Here is a 14,307-nt window from a genome sequence, read left to right on the forward strand (position 1 = left end):
GGCAGACTGGTCGCGTGTCCGCTCTCGGAACCCTCACCCGTCGCTTCGGCCACCACCGCTGGTTCGGCGCGGCGGCCCGGCTGCTCGTCCCCGCCGACCGGGTGGTCGGCCGGCTCACCCGGGGCCGGATGGTCGCGCTCGGCCTGATCCCCTCACTCGTCATCACCACCACCGGCCGCCGCTCCGGCCTGCCGCGCAGCAACCCCCTGCTGTACGTCCCGGACGGCGACGCCTACGTGGTGATCGGCTCCAACTGGGGGCAGCAGCACCAGCCCGGCTGGGCGATGAACCTGCTCACGCACCCCGAGGCGGAGGTGGACGTCAAGGGCCGGCGGATGGCGGTCCGGGCCGAGGCGGCCACCGGCGCGGAACGCGACCGGCTCTGGACACTGCTGGTCACCGAGTGGCCGGCGTACCGGACGTACGTCGAGCGGGCCGGCGGGCGGGAGATCCGCATCTTCCGGCTGGTGCCGGCCGGGCGCGGCGGTCCGGGCGGCGTCGGCGACCGGTGACTAGGGTGGAGCCGGTGTCCCGGCGGCTCTCCCGGCGGCCGGTCCGGCGGGCAGTCGGCGAGGCAGAGGTGATTCGTGGACCCGTACCAGGACGATCCCCGGTGGTCGGTGGCGGAGCGGGTCGCGGACGCGGCGAGGCGGCGCTTCCCGGCCGACGTCCTCGCGGTCGCGGTGCACGGCCCGCTGGCCCACGGTGACGACGACGGCGGCGGGGACGGCGAGGTCGGGCTGCTGATCGCCACGTACCGGGCCGACGTGGGCCCGGCCCCGGCGACCCGCCGGGTGGACGGCGTCCTGGTCGACCTGAGCGTCGCCGCCGCCGACGAGCACCTCCGCCGGGCTCGGGCGATCACCGCGCTGTGGCCGCTCACCGCGGACCGGTACGTCACCACCCGGCCGGTGCACGACCCGACCGGCTGGCTGCCGGGACTGCGCGACGAGCACCTGGCCCGGCTGGCCCGGGCCCGGCCGGCGGAGTTCACCGATCCCGCCCGGCAGGCGTGGTACCGGGGCTGCGCCGCGCACTCCCGGGCCGCCCGGCTGGCCGGGCGGTACGAGACGGACCAGGCGCTGCTGATGCTCGGCGAGGCCCGGCTGGCTGCGGCCACCGTGAACGGGCTGCTCAGCCGCACCTACTTCCGCGACCCGGGGGACGCGGTCCGGCGTACCGGCCTGGCCGGGGCGGACATGACCGAGGTCGGCGCGGTGCTGGCCCGGCAGGCCGAGGAGCTGACCGCCCGGGGCCGGCCCGTCGACGGCACCATCGACGACCTGTTCGCCCGCTGACCCGCGCCCTCACCCCCGCCCGCGCGGGTGGGGGGCGGCCTACAGGCCGCCCTGGACGCCGATCAGGGTGCCGATCAGGTACGTCGCGCCGGCCGCCGCCGCGCCGAGCAGGAGTTGCCGCAGGCCGCTGGACCACCAGGGGCGCTTGGTGAACCGGGCCACGACCGCCCCGGCCACGAACAGCCCGACCCCGCCGACGGCCAGCGCCAGCCACAGGCTGGTCGCGCCGAACAGGTACGTCAGCAGCGGAACCAGCGCCCCGACCGAGAAGAACAGGAACGACGAGATCGCCGCCGTCCACGGGCTCGGCTGTTCGTCCGGGTCGACGCCCAACTCCTCCCGGACGTGCACCCGCAGCGCCTCCTCCGGGTTGCGCCGCACCGCCTCGGCGACCTGGGTGGCCAGGTCGCGGGACAGGCCCCGGGCCACCCACGCGTCGGCCAGCTCGCGGGCCTCCGCCTCCGGGTGCCGTTCCAGCTCCCGGCGTTCCTTGGCCACCTCGGCCGCCACCTGCTCGTTGGCCGACCGGACGCTGGTGTACTCGCCGAGGCCCATCGAGATGGCCCCGGCGACCAGGCCGGCCGCGCCGGTGAGCACGATGCTGCTCGGCGACACCCCGCCGCCGCCGACGCCCGCGATCAGGGCGATGTTGGTGACCAGGCCGTCCATCGCGCCGAAGACGGCCGGCCGCAGCCAGCCGCCGGACACGTCCGCATGGTGCGCCTCGCGCAGCGCCGCGGGTGTATCGGTCACGGCAGGGTCAGGATCTCGTGACCGTCCTCCGTCACGAGGATGGTGTGCTCGAACTGGGCCGTCCACCTGCGGTCCTTGGTGACCACCGTCCAGCCGTCGTCCCACATGTCGTACTGGTAGGTGCCGAGGGTGATCATCGGCTCGATGGTGAACGTCATCCCCGGCTCCATCACGTCCGTGGGGCGGGGGCTGTCGTAGTGCGGCACGTAGAGACCGCTGTGGAAGGACTCGCCGATGCCGTGGCCGGTGAAGTCGCGGACCACGCCGTAGCCGAACCGCTTGGCGTACGACTCGATGACCCGGCCGATCACGTTGATCTGCCGGCCCGGGACGACCGCCTTGATCCCCCGCATCATCGCCTGGTGGGTCCGCTCGACCAGCAGCCGGGCCTCCTCGCTGACCTCCCCCACGCAGAAGGTCGCGTCGGTGTCGCCGTGCACCCCGTCGAGGTACGCCGTGACGTCGACGTTGATGATGTCGCCGTCGGCCAGGACCGTCGAGTCCGGGATGCCGTGGCAGATCACCTCGTTCAGGCTGGTGCAGCAGGACTTCGGGAAGCCCTTGTAGCCGAGCGTCGACGGGTAGGCCCCGTGGTCGCAGAGGAAGTCGTGCACCACCCGGTCGATCTCGTCGGTGGTGACGCCGGGCTTGCAGTGTTCCCCGGCGAGTTGGGTGGCCTGGGCGGCGAGCCGGCCGGCGACCCGCATCTTCTCGATGGTCTCCGGGGTCTGCACGTGCGAGCCGCGCCACTCCTGGGGGCGCTTCTTGCCCACGTACTCCGGTCGGACGATGTGACCCGGCACCGGTCGCATCGGGGAGAGAGTGCCGGGGGTCAGCGGCGCACGGACGGTCATGGCGCAAGCCTATCGCCGGCCCGACTCGCGGCCCGTCGGCGCGGTGCCCGGCGGCGGTGGTGACCTCCACCACGGCGCCGACCGGGTGGTTGTTGCCGGGCAATCTCCGCTGTGCCATCGTATTCTGCGTGGATCAAGGGGGAGCGGCGCCCGTCTTCGCCGCCCGGGTGGAGACCGACGGCGACCACGTCCGCGTGGTGGTCTCCGGCGAGGTGGACATGGCCACGGCCGACACGATGCTCCAGACCGTCCTGCGCGAGCCGGCCGGGCGGCTCACCCTCGACCTGCGGGCGGTCACCTTCTTCGACTCCGCCGCGATCTACGCCACGGTCCAGCTCTCCCAGCGGTACCCGGACGCGCTGACCGTGCTGCCGTCCCGTCAGGTCCGGCGGGTGCTGGAGATCTCCGGCCTGGCCGACCAGGCCTGGGTCGCGCCGGCCTGAGCCCCCCGCCCCGCCCCGCCCCGCCCGACGGGCCGGCGCGATCAGGTCTTGAGCCGCCGACGCAGCGTCACCTCGGTCCCCTCGGGCGTCCGGCGCACCGTCAGGTCGCCCAGCGCCTTGATCAGCTCCAGCCCTCGGCCACGGAAGCCCGCGCCGGTCGACTCCCGCCACTGGCCGCTGTCCAGGATGGTGGCCACCACGGTGCGATCGGCGATCGTCACCTCCACGCCGATGGTCGGCTCGGCCGGCTCGACCGGGTGCTCGATGGCGTTGGCGGCGGCCTCCGAGACCGCCACTGTCAGGTCGAACAGGTCGATCTCATCGACCCGGTGGGCGACGAGGAAGTCCTCCAGCCGACGACGCAGCACGCTGAGTCGGGCCGGGTCTGCCGGCAGCCGCAGCGCGAACCGGTTCGGCTCGGTCACCTCCAGCGCGAGGACCGCGACGTCGTCGCGGCGCGGCTGGGAGGCCACCCGCTCGATGACCGCGTCGACCAGGTCGGCGACGTGCCCGACGGGCCGGGTGGCGTCGTCGCGCAACTGCCCGAGGGCGGCGTCGATGCCGAGCTGACGGTCCTCGATCAGGCCGTCGGTGTAGAGCAGCAGCCGGGCTCCGGGGGGCAACTCGTCCTCCACCGTCCGGTACGACGCGGCGGGAATGGCGCCGACCGGTGGCCCGAGCGCGCGGTCGTGCAGGAATCCCACGTCGTCGCCCTGGATCAGCAGGGGGGACGGATGCCCGGCGCTGGCGTAGCGCAGCCGCCCGGTGCGGGGGGAGAACTGGAGACAGACCACCGTCGCGAAGGAGGACTGCTCGGTCGAGCCGACCAGCCGGTTGAGCCGGGTCAGCGACTTGCCCGGGTCGTAGCCCTCCAGGACGTACGCCCGCAGCGCGTTGCGGAGCTGGCCCATCGCGGCGGCGGCCCGGACGCCCTTGCCGACCACGTCGCCGATGACCAGGACGAGTTCGTCGTCGTCGAGCTCGACGACGTCGTACCAGTCGCCACCGACCTCGACGTCGGCGCTGCCGGGCAGGTAGCGGCTGGCCAGCACCGCGCCGGGCAGCCGGGGCAGGGTGCGGGGCAGCAGGCTGTGCTGGAGGGTGGTGGCGATGCGGTGCTCGGCCTCGTAGAGCTGGGCGTTCTCCAGCCGTACGCCGATCAGCCGGGCGAGCTGGGTCAACGCGGCCTGGGCGGTGTCGGTGGTGTCCTCCCCGCGCCCCCAGACCCGCAGCTCGCCGAGCTGCTCCCCGGCGGTGCCGGTCAGCGGCAGCACGATGGACGGTTCGGCGGCGGCCGTGCCGCCGCCGTCGGCCTCGGAGCGGGCCCCGGTCGCGGTGACCACCACCCGGGCGGCCTCGGCGAGGCCGAGCGCGTGCCGGGCGGCCACCTGGAGCACCTCGGCGGTGGTCCGGGCGGTGTTCACCGCGACGGCGGCGTCGGCCAGCGCGCGCAGTCGCCGGATGACCTGCCCGCGTAGCTGTCCCAGCTCGACGTTCGCCCGGACCCGGGCAATCAGCTCCTCGCTGGAGAACGGCTTGGTCAGGTAGTCGTCCGCGCCGACCGACAGGCCGGCGACCGCCTCGGCCGAGCCGGCCCGGGCGGAGAGCAACACGATCGGCACATGCCGGGTACGCGGTTCCGCGCGCAGCGCGGTGACCAGGCCGAACCCGTCCAGCCGGGGCATCATCACATCGGTCAACACCAGGTCGAAGGGGGTCTGCACGGCCTGGCGCAGCGCCTCGACGCCGTCCGGCACGGCCACCACCTCCCAGGACGGGGAGAGCAGCCGGGCGACGTGCTCACGCAGGTCGGCGTTGTCGTCGGCGAACAGGATGCGGCCGGCCGGCGGCCGGCCGGCGGGCGCGGCCGACGAGGTGACCGGGGCCGCATCGGCCCACAGTGCGTTCTCGGCGGCGAAGAGCCGGGCCTGTGCCAGCTCGGCGGGGACGGAGGAGGCCGCCGGGACGTCGGTCTGGACCCGGTCGGCGGGCAGGTGGGCGGAGCCGAACGGGAGGGTCACGGTGAAGGTGCTGCCCGCACCGACCCGGCTGTGTGCCTCGACCCGCCCGCCGTGCATCTCCACCAGCTCGCGAACCAGCGCGAGCCCGATCCCGGTGCCCTCGTGGGTGCGGGAGCGGACGCCGGGAACCCGGTGGAACCGCTCGAAGACACGCGACAGCTCCTCGGGGGGAATCCCGACGCCGGTGTCGGTGACCTCCAGCCGGGCCGCGCCGTCGACCGCCCGGATCCGGACCCGGATCTCACCGTGGAAGGTGAACTTCACCGCGTTGGCGACCAGGTTGAGGACGATCTTCTCCCACATGTCCCGGTCGACGAAGACCGGCCCGGGCAGCGGCGGGCAGTCGACCGTCAGGCGCAGGCTGACGCGTTCGGCGGCCGAACGGAAGGTGCTGGCCAGCCGGGAGGTGTAGTCGGCCAGGTCGGTGGGCTCGTAGTGGGCGGCCAGCCGGCCGGACTCCAGCCGGGAGAAGTCCAGCACCGTGTTGACCAGCTTGAGCAGGCGCAGCGCGTTGCGGTGCATCATGGTGAGCTGGTCGGTGTAGGGCAGCGCCGGGTCGGCGAGCAGGTCCTCCAGGGGCCCCAGCACCAGGGTCAGCGGGGTGCGGAACTCGTGGCTGATGTTGGCGAAGAAGCTGGTCTTTGCCCGGTCCAGCGCGGCCAGCTCGGCGGCCCGGGCCTGTTCCTGCTCGTACGCCCGCTGCCGGCCCACCGTGCGGGAGAGCTGGGCGGCGATCAGGTCGAAGAACGTGCGGTACTCGTCGGTGAACGGCAGCCGGGCGGACACCCCCACCACCAAGGCCCCTGCGGGCTCGTTGGTGGCGGTGAGCGGCAGCACCAGCGCCTGGCCGGCGACCCCGTCGGGCACCTCCGCGAGCAGGTCGGCGACGTCGACCGTGGCGGCGGCCCCGCCGTCGGCGACCCGGCTCAGCACGGTCGTGGCGGTCCCGCCCAGCGGCGGCGCGGCGACCGCCGAGGAGCCGCTGCGCCCGGCGAGGGTGAGCCGGCCGGCGTCGTCACGCAGGTAGACCAGGCCGAACGGGACGTCGGCCCGGTACCGGTCCAGCACCCGGGCGGCGGCCGTCGCCAGCTCGCCGGACTGCTCCGCCTCGGCCAGGCCGGCACCCAGCTCGGCCAGGGCCCGCAGCCGGCGCTCGCCGAGCACCCGGCCGGTGGTTTCGCTCACGATGCAGAAGATCCCGCTGATGCCGCCGTCCGCGTCCCGGATCGGGTCGTAGGAGACGTCGAAGTAGACGTCCTCCAGGAACCCGTGCCGGTCGAGCACGAAGGGGTGGTCTTCGCCCCGGTAGGGCTCACCGGTCTCCCGGACCGAGGCGAGCAGCGGCCCGAGCACGTCCCAGGTCTCCACCCAGTGCTCCCGGGCGGGCTGGCCGATCACGTGCGGGTGCTTGCCGCCGATGGTCGGCAGGTAGGCGTCGTTGTAGAAGGTGCGGTGCTCCGGCCCCCAGAACATCGCGATCTGCGCCCGGGAGGAGAGCATCGTGGCGACCGCGTGGCACAGCGCCGCCGGCCAGCCGGCCGGGAAGCCGAGCGGACTGGTCGCCCAGTCGAACCCGCCCAGCCGCTCGCCCATCTCGCCGCCGCTGGCGAACGCGGCCGTGAGCAGCGCCGGGATCGTCTCATCGACGTTCCCGGCGGACGGGCGTAGCCCGTCCGCGCCCCCCTGGGACGAGCTCATACACCCTCCCGCACCGGCTGTTTCCCCCCGACGACCGCACGGTCGTCGTCCCCTGCCGACCACATGATCGCCGCCGTGCCCGCCTTCTACCCAGACGGACCAGCAACGTAACGCATCCGCCCGGCGCGACGCTGGTAACCCGGGTCTCACCACACATCACCGCCGGCTGCCGGCGGAGGTCGGTGCGGAGGGCAGCCACCGCCGGCCGGCGGGACAGGGGGTACGGCCGGCGTCAGCCGGCCGGCGTCAGAAGACCGGGAGGCCGTCGATGCTCGCGGCGTTCTTCGTGGCCCGATAGGTGACCAGGTCATCGGTGGTGCGCCGAGAGTGTGACCTAACTAATAGATCCCGGTCGCCCTGGTAGTCCATGAGGGGCACCGCGTACCCGCAGGAGTCGCTGACCCGGTCGACGTCGACGGTGATCACCGCGCGGGCGGAGTGCAGGTCCGGCGGGTCGGGGAAGTCGCCGAGCCGATCGGCGAAGCCGGCGTCCTCCACCGTCACCGCTGTGCCCCGCCCGTGCAGCCGGACGATGTTCGGCGGGCCGGCGAAAGCGCAGAACATCAGCGTGATCCGGCCGTTCTGCCGCAGGTGGGCGATGGTCTCCGCGCCGCTGCCGTGGAAGTCGAGCCAGGCCACCCGGTGCGGGCCGAGGATGACGAAGGTGCCGCGCATCCCCTTCGGCGAGAGGTTGACGTGCCCGTCGGCGCCGGAGGGCGCGGTGGCCACGAAGAAGACGGACTGCTGCTCGATGAAGTCGCGCAGCCGCCCGTCGATGGCCGGATAGACCTTCCCCATGCCGCCATCCTCGCACCACCTACCGAAAAGTGGGATGGCCCTCCCGTCAGTCGGAACGCGCGGCGGCCCGGACCAGGGCGGTCACCGACGCCGGTCAGCGGCCGGTCACAGCGGGGTGACGTACGCGCCGGTGATCCCGCCGTCGACGACGAACTGCGCGGCGGTCATGAACGACGAGTCGTCGCTGGCCAGGAAGGCCACCGCGGCGGCGATCTCCTCCGGCTGGCCGAACCGCCCCATCGGCACGTGCACCAGCCGGCGGGCGGCCCGCTCCGGGTCGGCGGCGAACAGCTCCAACAGCAGCGGGGTGGCCACCGGGCCGGGGCACAGCGCGTTGACCCGGATGCCCTCCCGGGCGAACTGCACGCCCAGCTCCCGGGTCATCGCCAGCACCCCGCCCTTGCTCGCCGTGTACGCGATCTGCGAGGTGGCCGCCCCCATCAGCGCCACGAACGACGCCGTGTTGATGATCGACCCCTTGCCCTGCCGGCGCATGTGCGGGATGACGTGCTTGCAGCACAGGTAGACGCTGGTCGTGTTGACCCGCAGCACCCGCTCCCAGGCGTCCAGGCCGGTCTCCAGGATCGAGTCGTCCTCGGGCGGGGAGATGCCGGCGTTGTTGAACGCCACGTCCACCCGGCCGTGCCGGTCGACCACCCCGTCGAACAGCTCCCGCACCGCCGCCTCGTCGGCCACGTCGCAGGCGACGAACTCCCCGCCGACCTCCTCGGCGGCCTTCCCGCCCGCCGCCGCGTCGATGTCGACGCAGACCACCCGCGCCCCCTCGGCGGCGAACCGCCGCACGGTGGCCAACCCGATCCCGCTGCCCGCCCCGGTGACCACCGCGACGCGCCCCTCCAACCGACCCTGCACCTTGTCACTCCTCCGTGGCGATGAAGACGTTCTTGACGTCGGTGAAGGCGTGCAGCGCGTCCGGGCCCAGCTCGCGGCCGAGCCCGGAACGCTTCATCCCACCGAACGGGGTCCAGTACCGCACCGAGGAGTGCGAGTTGACGCTCAGGTTGCCCGCCTCCACCGCCCGGGCCACCCGGATCGCCCGGCCCACGTCCCGGGTCCAGACCGAGCCGGACAGGCCGTACTCCGTGTCGTTGGCCAGCCGCACCGCGTCCGCCTCGTCGTCGAACGGGAGCACCGACACCACCGGGCCGAAGACCTCCTCCCGCCAGTGCCGGTCGGCCGGCGAGTCGGCGAGCAGCACCGTCGGGGCGTACCAGAAGCCGGGGCCCTCCGGGCAGGAGCCGGTGAAGGCGACCTTCGCCCCGTCGACGTACCCGGCGACCCGGTCGCGCTGGGCGGCGGAGATCAGCGGGCCCATCTCGGCGGTGTCCAGCGCCGGGTCCTCCACCCGGAAGCTCTTGACCGCCGGCTCCAGCAGCTCCAGGAACCGGTCGTACACCGGGCGCTGGACCAGGATCCGGGACCGGGCGCAGCAGTCCTGGCCGGCGTTGTCGAAGACGGCGTACGGCGCGGTGGCCGCAGCCTTTTCCAGGTCGGCGTCGGCGAAGACCACGTTCGCGCTCTTGCCGCCCAGCTCCAGGGTCACCCGTTTCACCTGGGCGGCGCAGCCGGCCATGATCCGGGTGCCGACCTCGGTGGAGCCGGTGAAGCACACCTTGCGTACGGCCGGGTGGGTGACGAACCGCTCCCCCACCACCGGCCCTTCGCCGGGCAGCACGGTGAACACGTCTTCGGGCAGCCCGGCCTCGCGGCCCAGCTCGGCCAGGCGCAGCGCGGTCAGCGGGGTCAGCTCGGCCGGCTTGAGCAGCACCGTGTTGCCGGCGGCGAGCGCCGGAGCGAAGCCCCACGCGGCGATCGGCATCGGGAAGTTCCACGGCACGATCACCCCGACCACGCCCAGCGGCTCGTGGAAGGTGACGTCCAACCCGCCCGGCACGGGGATCTGCCGTCCGGTCAGCCGCTCGGGCGCGCCCGCGTAGTAGTCGAGCACGTCCCGGACGTTGCCCGCCTCCCACCGCGCGTTGCCGATGGTGTGCCCGGAGTTGCGCACCTCCAGCGAGGCCAACTCCTCCAGGTGCGCGTCCACGAGGCCGGCGAACCGACGCAACACCCGCGCCCGATCCCCCGGCCCCACCCTCCGCCACACCTCGAAGGCCCGCTGCGCCCGCCCGACGGCCGCGTCGACCGCTACGAGTGAGGTGGCCGCCACCTCCCCCACGACCACCCCACTAGCGGGATTAACCACCTGCGTCACGCCACCCACCCTTCCTCTCCCGTTCCTTCCCACTCCCACTCAACTCCCTGCGCCACCCCGCCTCCGCCCCCGCTCCCCCGCGCCCTCCGCCCTCCGCCCTCCGCCCGGCGATCATGGACTTTCGGCCCCGACGAATGCCATATAAGGCCCACATCAAGGGCCCAAAGTGCAAGATCGCGGAGGGGACGGGGGACGGGGGGCGGGGGCGGAGGCGGGGGTGGGGGCGCGGGGGTCAGAGGCGTTCGAAGCCACGGGTCAGTTCCCAGTCCGTGACTGCGGCGTCGAAGGCTTTCAGCTCCACGCGTGCCTGGTTGGCGTAGTGGGCGTGGACCTCGTCGCCGAAGACGGCTCTCGCGATCGTGGAGGACTCCCACAGGGACAGGGCGTCGCGCAGGGTGGCCGGAACCCGCTCGGCGGCCGGGTCGTCGTACGCGTTGCCGGTGCACTCCGCGCCCAACTCCAGCTCGCGTTCGATGCCGTGCACCGCGCCGGCCACCAGCGCGGCGATCGCCAGGTACGGGTTGACGTCCGCCCCGGGCACCCGGTTCTCCACCCGCATCCCCTCGCCGTGGCCGACCAGCCGCAGCGCGCAGGTGCGGTTGTCGGTGCCCCAGCGCAGCGCGGTCGGGGCGAACGAGCCGGGCTGGTACCGCTTGTACGAGTTGATGTTCGGGGCGAACAGCAGGCTGAACTCGCGCATGGTGTCCAGCAGCCCGGCCAGCACCCGCTGCCCGGTGACGCTGAGGTGCGCCGGGCCCTCGCCGAGCATCGCGGAGCGGCCGTCGGCGTCGCGCAGGGAGAAGTGGATGTGGCAGGAGTTGCCCTCCCGGGCGTTCGGCTTCGCCATGAAGGTGATCGACATGCCCTCCTGGGCGGCGATCTCCTTCGCCCCGTTCTTGTAGATCACGTGATGGTCGGCGCAGGCCACCGCCTCGTCGTAGCGGAAGGCGATCTCGTGCTGGCCGAGGTTGCACTCGCCCTTGGCGCTCTCCGGGGTCAGGCCCGCGCCGGCCATCTCGGTGCGGATACGGCGCAGCAGCGGCTCGACCCGGGCGGTGCCGAGCAGCGAATAATCCACGTTGTACTGGTTCGCCGGGGTCAGCTCGCGGTAACCGCGCCGCCAGGCGTCCTCGTACGACTCGCGGTAGAGGACGAACTCCAGCTCGGTGCCGGCGTACGCGGTCAGCCCGTGCGCGGCGAGCCGGTCGAGCTGGCGGCGCAGGATCTGCCGGGGCGAGGCGACCACCGGCCCGGACCCGTCCGGCCACGCCAGGTCGGCCAGCAGCATCGCCGTGCCCGGTTGCCATGGCACCCGGCGCAGCGTGTCCATGTCGGGCACCATGGCGAGGTCGCCGTAACCGCGCTCCCAGCTCGACATCGCGTACCCGTCGACGGTGTTCATGTCGACGTCCACGGCGAGCAGGTAGTCGCAGCCCTCGCTGCCGTTCTCGACCACCTGGTCGAGGAAGAACGGCGCGTGGAACCGCTTGCCCTGCAACCGGCCCTGCATGTCGACCAGCGCCAGCACCACCGTGTCGAGCTTGCCGGCGGCGACGGCGGCCCGTAACTCTTCGAGGGACAGGGGAGCTCTGCTCATGCGCGGGCCTCCATCACCAAGGTCTACTGCCTGACCGGATCACCGTCAATGCCCCGCCGCGACGCGCCGGCAAACACCGCGGCTGTTCACCCGTTGCGGCTTCGGCCGTACACCAGGGCGTCGAGCAACCGGGTGAGTTGCTCGCGTTCCGGCCGGGTCAGGGGCGCGAGCACCTCGTCCTCCACCTCGGCGAGCAACCCGTCCAGCTTGCGGAGCTGACGGCGGCCCGGCCCGGTGAGGGCGACGACGTTGCGGCGGCGGTCGGCGGGATCGGGCGCGCGTTCCACCAGTCCCCGGTCGGCCAGCTCGTTGAGCACCGCGACCAGGTCGCTGCGGTAGATGCCGGTGCGACTGCTCAGCTCCGACTGGCTCGCGGGGCCGGCCTCGTCCAGGGCGGCGAGCACCGCATAGTGCCACTTGCGGGCGTCCACGCGGGCCAGTTCCTCGTTCACCCGACGATCGGAGTGGATCGCCGCCAGGGACAGCAGCCGCGTCGGCAGGTTGCGTAGCCGCGCGGGGGCGGCCCGCCGGTCGGCGGCACGCGTCGGATCGGACCCGCTGTCGCTCATGCCACGAGCATACCCATTGCGTTAGTCGGACTAACGAATTAGCTTCGGTGGGCAGAACCGTTAGTGAGACAAACGATTGTGAGGGCCCCGCCATGCCGGTGACGACCGTCCTGGACTCGACGATGTACCACGAGGAGGCCGGCAGCGGCCCGGCCTTCGTGTTCCTGCACGGCAACCCCGGCTCGTCCCGGCTGTGGCGCAACGTGCTGCCCGCGCTCGACCTGCCCGCCCGGCTCCTCGCCCCCGACCTGATCGGGATGGGCCGCTCCGGCAAGCCCGACCTGCCGTACCGCTTCGCCGACCACGCCCGCTACCTCGACGCCTGGTTCGACCGGCTGGGCCTGGACGAGGTGGTGCTCGTCGGCCACGACTGGGGCGGCGCGCTCGCCTTCGACCGGGCGGCCCGGCACCCCGACCGGGTGCGCGGCGTGGCCTTCCTGGAGACGATCGTGCGGCCGATGTCCTGGGCCGAGCTGAGCGAGGGGCCCCGGGCACGCGCCGAGGCCATGCGGGGGCCGCAGGGCGAGGCCCTGGTGCTCGACAGCGACTTCTTCCTGGACTCGGCCTACACCGGCGGCGTGCTGCACCCGCTGGCCGAGGCGGACAGGGACGCCTACCGTGCGCCGTACCCGACCCGGGAGAGCCGCCGCCCGTTGCTGGAGTGGGCCCGCTCGCTGCCGCTCGACGGCGAGCCGGCCGACGTCGCCGAGCGGGTGGCCGGGTACGGGAACTGGCTGGCCACGAGCGACGTGCCGAAGCTGCTGCTCACCTTCGACTCCTCGCCCACCCTGCTCATCGGCCCCGAGCAGGCCGACTGGTGCGCGGCGCACCTGGCGGCCCTGGAGACGGAGCACTGCGGCCCGGCCGGCCACCACGCGCCCGAGGACCGGCCCGACGCCATCGCCTCGGCGATCGCCCGATGGGCACGACGGCACGCCCTGGGGGGCGGCCTGGCCCGCTGACCACGTCCCGCCGGCTGCCGGACGACCGGCCGCCGCCCGGCGGGCGGGCTCAGCCGCCGCAGCCCCGCCAGCATGACGAAGATCGACCGCTGGGCGACCGCGTCCCCCGCCGCGTTCACCTGGTAGCCGTCGAGCCACACCCACCCGTCGTACGTGGGCCAGTCGTGGACCCGGATCACCCGGAACATGATCGGCTGGACGAACTGGACGCTGGCGGCGCGCGTGACGTGCAACAGGTCTCCCGCGCGCAGGGCTGGGGACTCGCCGCTACCCATCGGCCGCCGCCCGGCCACCCGGTAGCTGACGGAGCAGGACGGTCCAGCTCAGGTGCCGGGATGCCATCCCCGGGTCCGGGGGCAGGCCGCGCAGCTCGCGCTCGGCGACGCCCGCCCGGAGCCAGTCGCACAGGTACGCGACCGCCTCACCCGGACAGCCGGCGAACTCCCGCAGCAGCTCCGCCCGGCGCGACACGCACGGCCACGGCTCGCCGCACTCGTGGCACGGGCCACCGGCGTACGCGGGTGGATGGCTGCCGGTCACCGCTCCCGCACCCCTGGCTCCAGCCGGGCCGGCGGGTCGTCGATGATCGCCTGCACCCGGACCATGACGACGCGCTCCCGCCACGGCGTGCCGTCGGGGCGCAGTTCCAGTCCTTCCAGCCGCACCCACCGGGACGCCAGGAAGTTCGCGTACCGGGGGACGTACGTGACCCTCAGCCACAGCACCGTCTGCCCGATGCAGTAGTCGCACGGCTGAAGGGTCAGCACGTCGCCCGTGACAACAAGCGGGTTCACTGCCGACCCCCGCCGATCCTCGGAAAGATCGGGGGCGGCACCAACGGCCCGATGGGGCCGGGGATGTACGGGGCGGGCTCGGATGGCTGCGCCGGCTTCGGCTTCGTGTCCGGCTTCGGCTTCGGTTCCGGCTTCGGTCGGCGGGACTGTCGCCAACCTCCGTGGTGTCCGCTCATTCTCTCCCCCTCCTCACGGCACAGGTGGGGGGTCGCCAGCTCGTGGAAGGACCGGGCGACCCCCCGGCGCAGAACCCGCCCCCGCCGTAGGGCCAAAAGCGGGTCCGCGTA

General features: G+C 73.5%; 14 protein-coding genes and 1 pseudogene. 4 read left to right on the forward strand and 11 right to left on the reverse strand.

What is annotated here, in order from left to right:
- Window positions 1-14 precede the first annotated feature (14 nt).
- Window positions 15-512: a nitroreductase family deazaflavin-dependent oxidoreductase gene (locus ACFYZF_RS05800; RefSeq protein WP_387016409.1), complete on the forward strand. Its 498-nt coding sequence runs from the start codon at window positions 15-17 to the stop codon at window positions 510-512.
- Between the two features lie 75 nt (window positions 513-587).
- Window positions 588-1,298 (forward strand): nucleotidyltransferase domain-containing protein, encoded by a 711-nt coding sequence (locus ACFYZF_RS05805; RefSeq protein WP_387016410.1) that lies wholly within the window; start codon window positions 588-590, stop codon window positions 1,296-1,298.
- Between the two features lie 39 nt (window positions 1,299-1,337).
- On the opposite strand, the gene ACFYZF_RS05810 is transcribed toward ACFYZF_RS05805, so the two are convergent.
- Both ACFYZF_RS05810 and map read right to left on the reverse strand, forming a co-directional pair.
- Complete coding sequence (locus tag ACFYZF_RS05810; protein ID WP_387016411.1) at window positions 1,338-2,051, reverse strand: VIT1/CCC1 transporter family protein; 714 nt, start codon at window positions 2,049-2,051, stop codon at window positions 1,338-1,340.
- Window positions 2,048-2,905, reverse strand: coding sequence for a type I methionyl aminopeptidase (map, locus tag ACFYZF_RS05815; RefSeq protein ID WP_387016412.1), 858 nt, complete (start codon window positions 2,903-2,905; stop codon window positions 2,048-2,050). The genes ACFYZF_RS05810 and map overlap by 4 nt, the downstream gene beginning before the upstream one ends.
- A 128-nt stretch (window positions 2,906-3,033) precedes the next feature.
- Between map and ACFYZF_RS05820 the strand changes: the two genes are divergently transcribed.
- Entirely contained in the window at window positions 3,034-3,348 is a 315-nt protein-coding gene (locus ACFYZF_RS05820; RefSeq protein ID WP_387016414.1) for an STAS domain-containing protein, read from the forward strand.
- 41 nt (window positions 3,349-3,389) lie between these two features.
- Here ACFYZF_RS05820 and ACFYZF_RS05825 read toward each other — a convergent pair whose 3' ends face one another.
- The 6 genes from ACFYZF_RS05825 to ACFYZF_RS05850 form a co-directional block, all read right to left on the reverse strand.
- The gene (locus ACFYZF_RS05825) at window positions 3,390-7,067 is read right to left on the reverse strand and encodes a SpoIIE family protein phosphatase (protein WP_387016415.1); all 3,678 of its coding nucleotides are present in this window, start codon (window positions 7,065-7,067) and stop codon (window positions 3,390-3,392) included.
- 246 nt (window positions 7,068-7,313) lie between these two features.
- On the reverse strand, window positions 7,314-7,865 hold the full coding sequence (locus ACFYZF_RS05830) for a pyridoxamine 5'-phosphate oxidase family protein (protein WP_387016417.1): 552 nt from the start codon (window positions 7,863-7,865) through the stop codon (window positions 7,314-7,316).
- Between the two features lie 105 nt (window positions 7,866-7,970).
- Window positions 7,971-8,738, reverse strand: a complete 768-nt coding sequence (locus ACFYZF_RS05835) for a 3-oxoacyl-ACP reductase (protein ID WP_387016418.1) — start codon at window positions 8,736-8,738, stop codon at window positions 7,971-7,973.
- Window positions 8,739-8,742: 4 nt separating this feature from the next.
- A complete protein-coding gene (locus ACFYZF_RS05840) occupies window positions 8,743-10,089 on the reverse strand; it encodes an aldehyde dehydrogenase family protein (protein ID WP_387017107.1) in 1,347 nt (448 codons plus the stop codon).
- Window positions 10,090-10,330: 241 nt separating this feature from the next.
- A complete protein-coding gene (locus ACFYZF_RS05845) occupies window positions 10,331-11,695 on the reverse strand; it encodes a glutamine synthetase family protein (protein WP_387016420.1) in 1,365 nt (454 codons plus the stop codon).
- Window positions 11,696-11,781: 86 nt separating this feature from the next.
- Complete coding sequence (locus ACFYZF_RS05850; RefSeq protein ID WP_387016422.1) at window positions 11,782-12,264, reverse strand: MarR family winged helix-turn-helix transcriptional regulator; 483 nt, start codon at window positions 12,262-12,264, stop codon at window positions 11,782-11,784.
- Window positions 12,265-12,356: 92 nt separating this feature from the next.
- Between ACFYZF_RS05850 and ACFYZF_RS05855 the strand changes: the two genes are divergently transcribed.
- Window positions 12,357-13,226, forward strand: coding sequence for a haloalkane dehalogenase (locus tag ACFYZF_RS05855; protein ID WP_387016424.1), 870 nt, complete (start codon window positions 12,357-12,359; stop codon window positions 13,224-13,226).
- Here ACFYZF_RS05855 and ACFYZF_RS05860 read toward each other — a convergent pair.
- The 3 genes and pseudogenes from ACFYZF_RS05860 to ACFYZF_RS05870 form a co-directional block, all read right to left on the reverse strand.
- Window positions 13,226-13,501 (reverse strand): annotated as a pseudogene (locus ACFYZF_RS05860) (hypothetical protein); the annotation flags it as partial. The gene ACFYZF_RS05855 and the pseudogene ACFYZF_RS05860 sit on opposite strands and share 1 nt — an antisense overlap.
- On the reverse strand, window positions 13,494-13,766 hold the full coding sequence (locus tag ACFYZF_RS05865) for a hypothetical protein (protein WP_387016426.1): 273 nt from the start codon (window positions 13,764-13,766) through the stop codon (window positions 13,494-13,496). The pseudogene ACFYZF_RS05860 and the gene ACFYZF_RS05865, both read right to left, overlap by 8 nt.
- Window positions 13,763-14,020, reverse strand: a complete 258-nt coding sequence (locus tag ACFYZF_RS05870) for a hypothetical protein (protein WP_387016427.1) — start codon at window positions 14,018-14,020, stop codon at window positions 13,763-13,765. The genes ACFYZF_RS05865 and ACFYZF_RS05870 overlap by 4 nt, the downstream gene beginning before the upstream one ends.
- Between the last annotated feature and the right edge of the window lie 287 nt (window positions 14,021-14,307).

It is taken from the genome of Micromonospora sp. NPDC001898 (genome assembly GCF_042891255.1).
In the GTDB taxonomy this organism is placed as follows: Bacteria; Actinomycetota; Actinomycetes; order Mycobacteriales; family Micromonosporaceae; genus Micromonospora.

Excerpts from the sequence above, each read along its gene's own strand:
- map (WP_387016412.1), bottom strand. The coding sequence starts at position 2,905 with ATGACCGTCCGTGCGCCGCTGACCCCCGGCACTCTCTCCCCGATGCGA.
- ACFYZF_RS05825 (WP_387016415.1), bottom strand. The coding sequence starts at position 7,067 with ATGAGCTCGTCCCAGGGGGGCGCGGACGGGCTACGCCCGTCCGCCGGG.
- ACFYZF_RS05830 (WP_387016417.1), bottom strand. The coding sequence starts at position 7,865 with ATGGGGAAGGTCTATCCGGCCATCGACGGGCGGCTGCGCGACTTCATC.
- ACFYZF_RS05845 (WP_387016420.1), bottom strand. The coding sequence starts at position 11,695 with ATGAGCAGAGCTCCCCTGTCCCTCGAAGAGTTACGGGCCGCCGTCGCC.
- ACFYZF_RS05850 (WP_387016422.1), bottom strand. The coding sequence starts at position 12,264 with ATGAGCGACAGCGGGTCCGATCCGACGCGTGCCGCCGACCGGCGGGCC.
- ACFYZF_RS05855 (WP_387016424.1), top strand. The coding sequence starts at position 12,357 with ATGCCGGTGACGACCGTCCTGGACTCGACGATGTACCACGAGGAGGCC.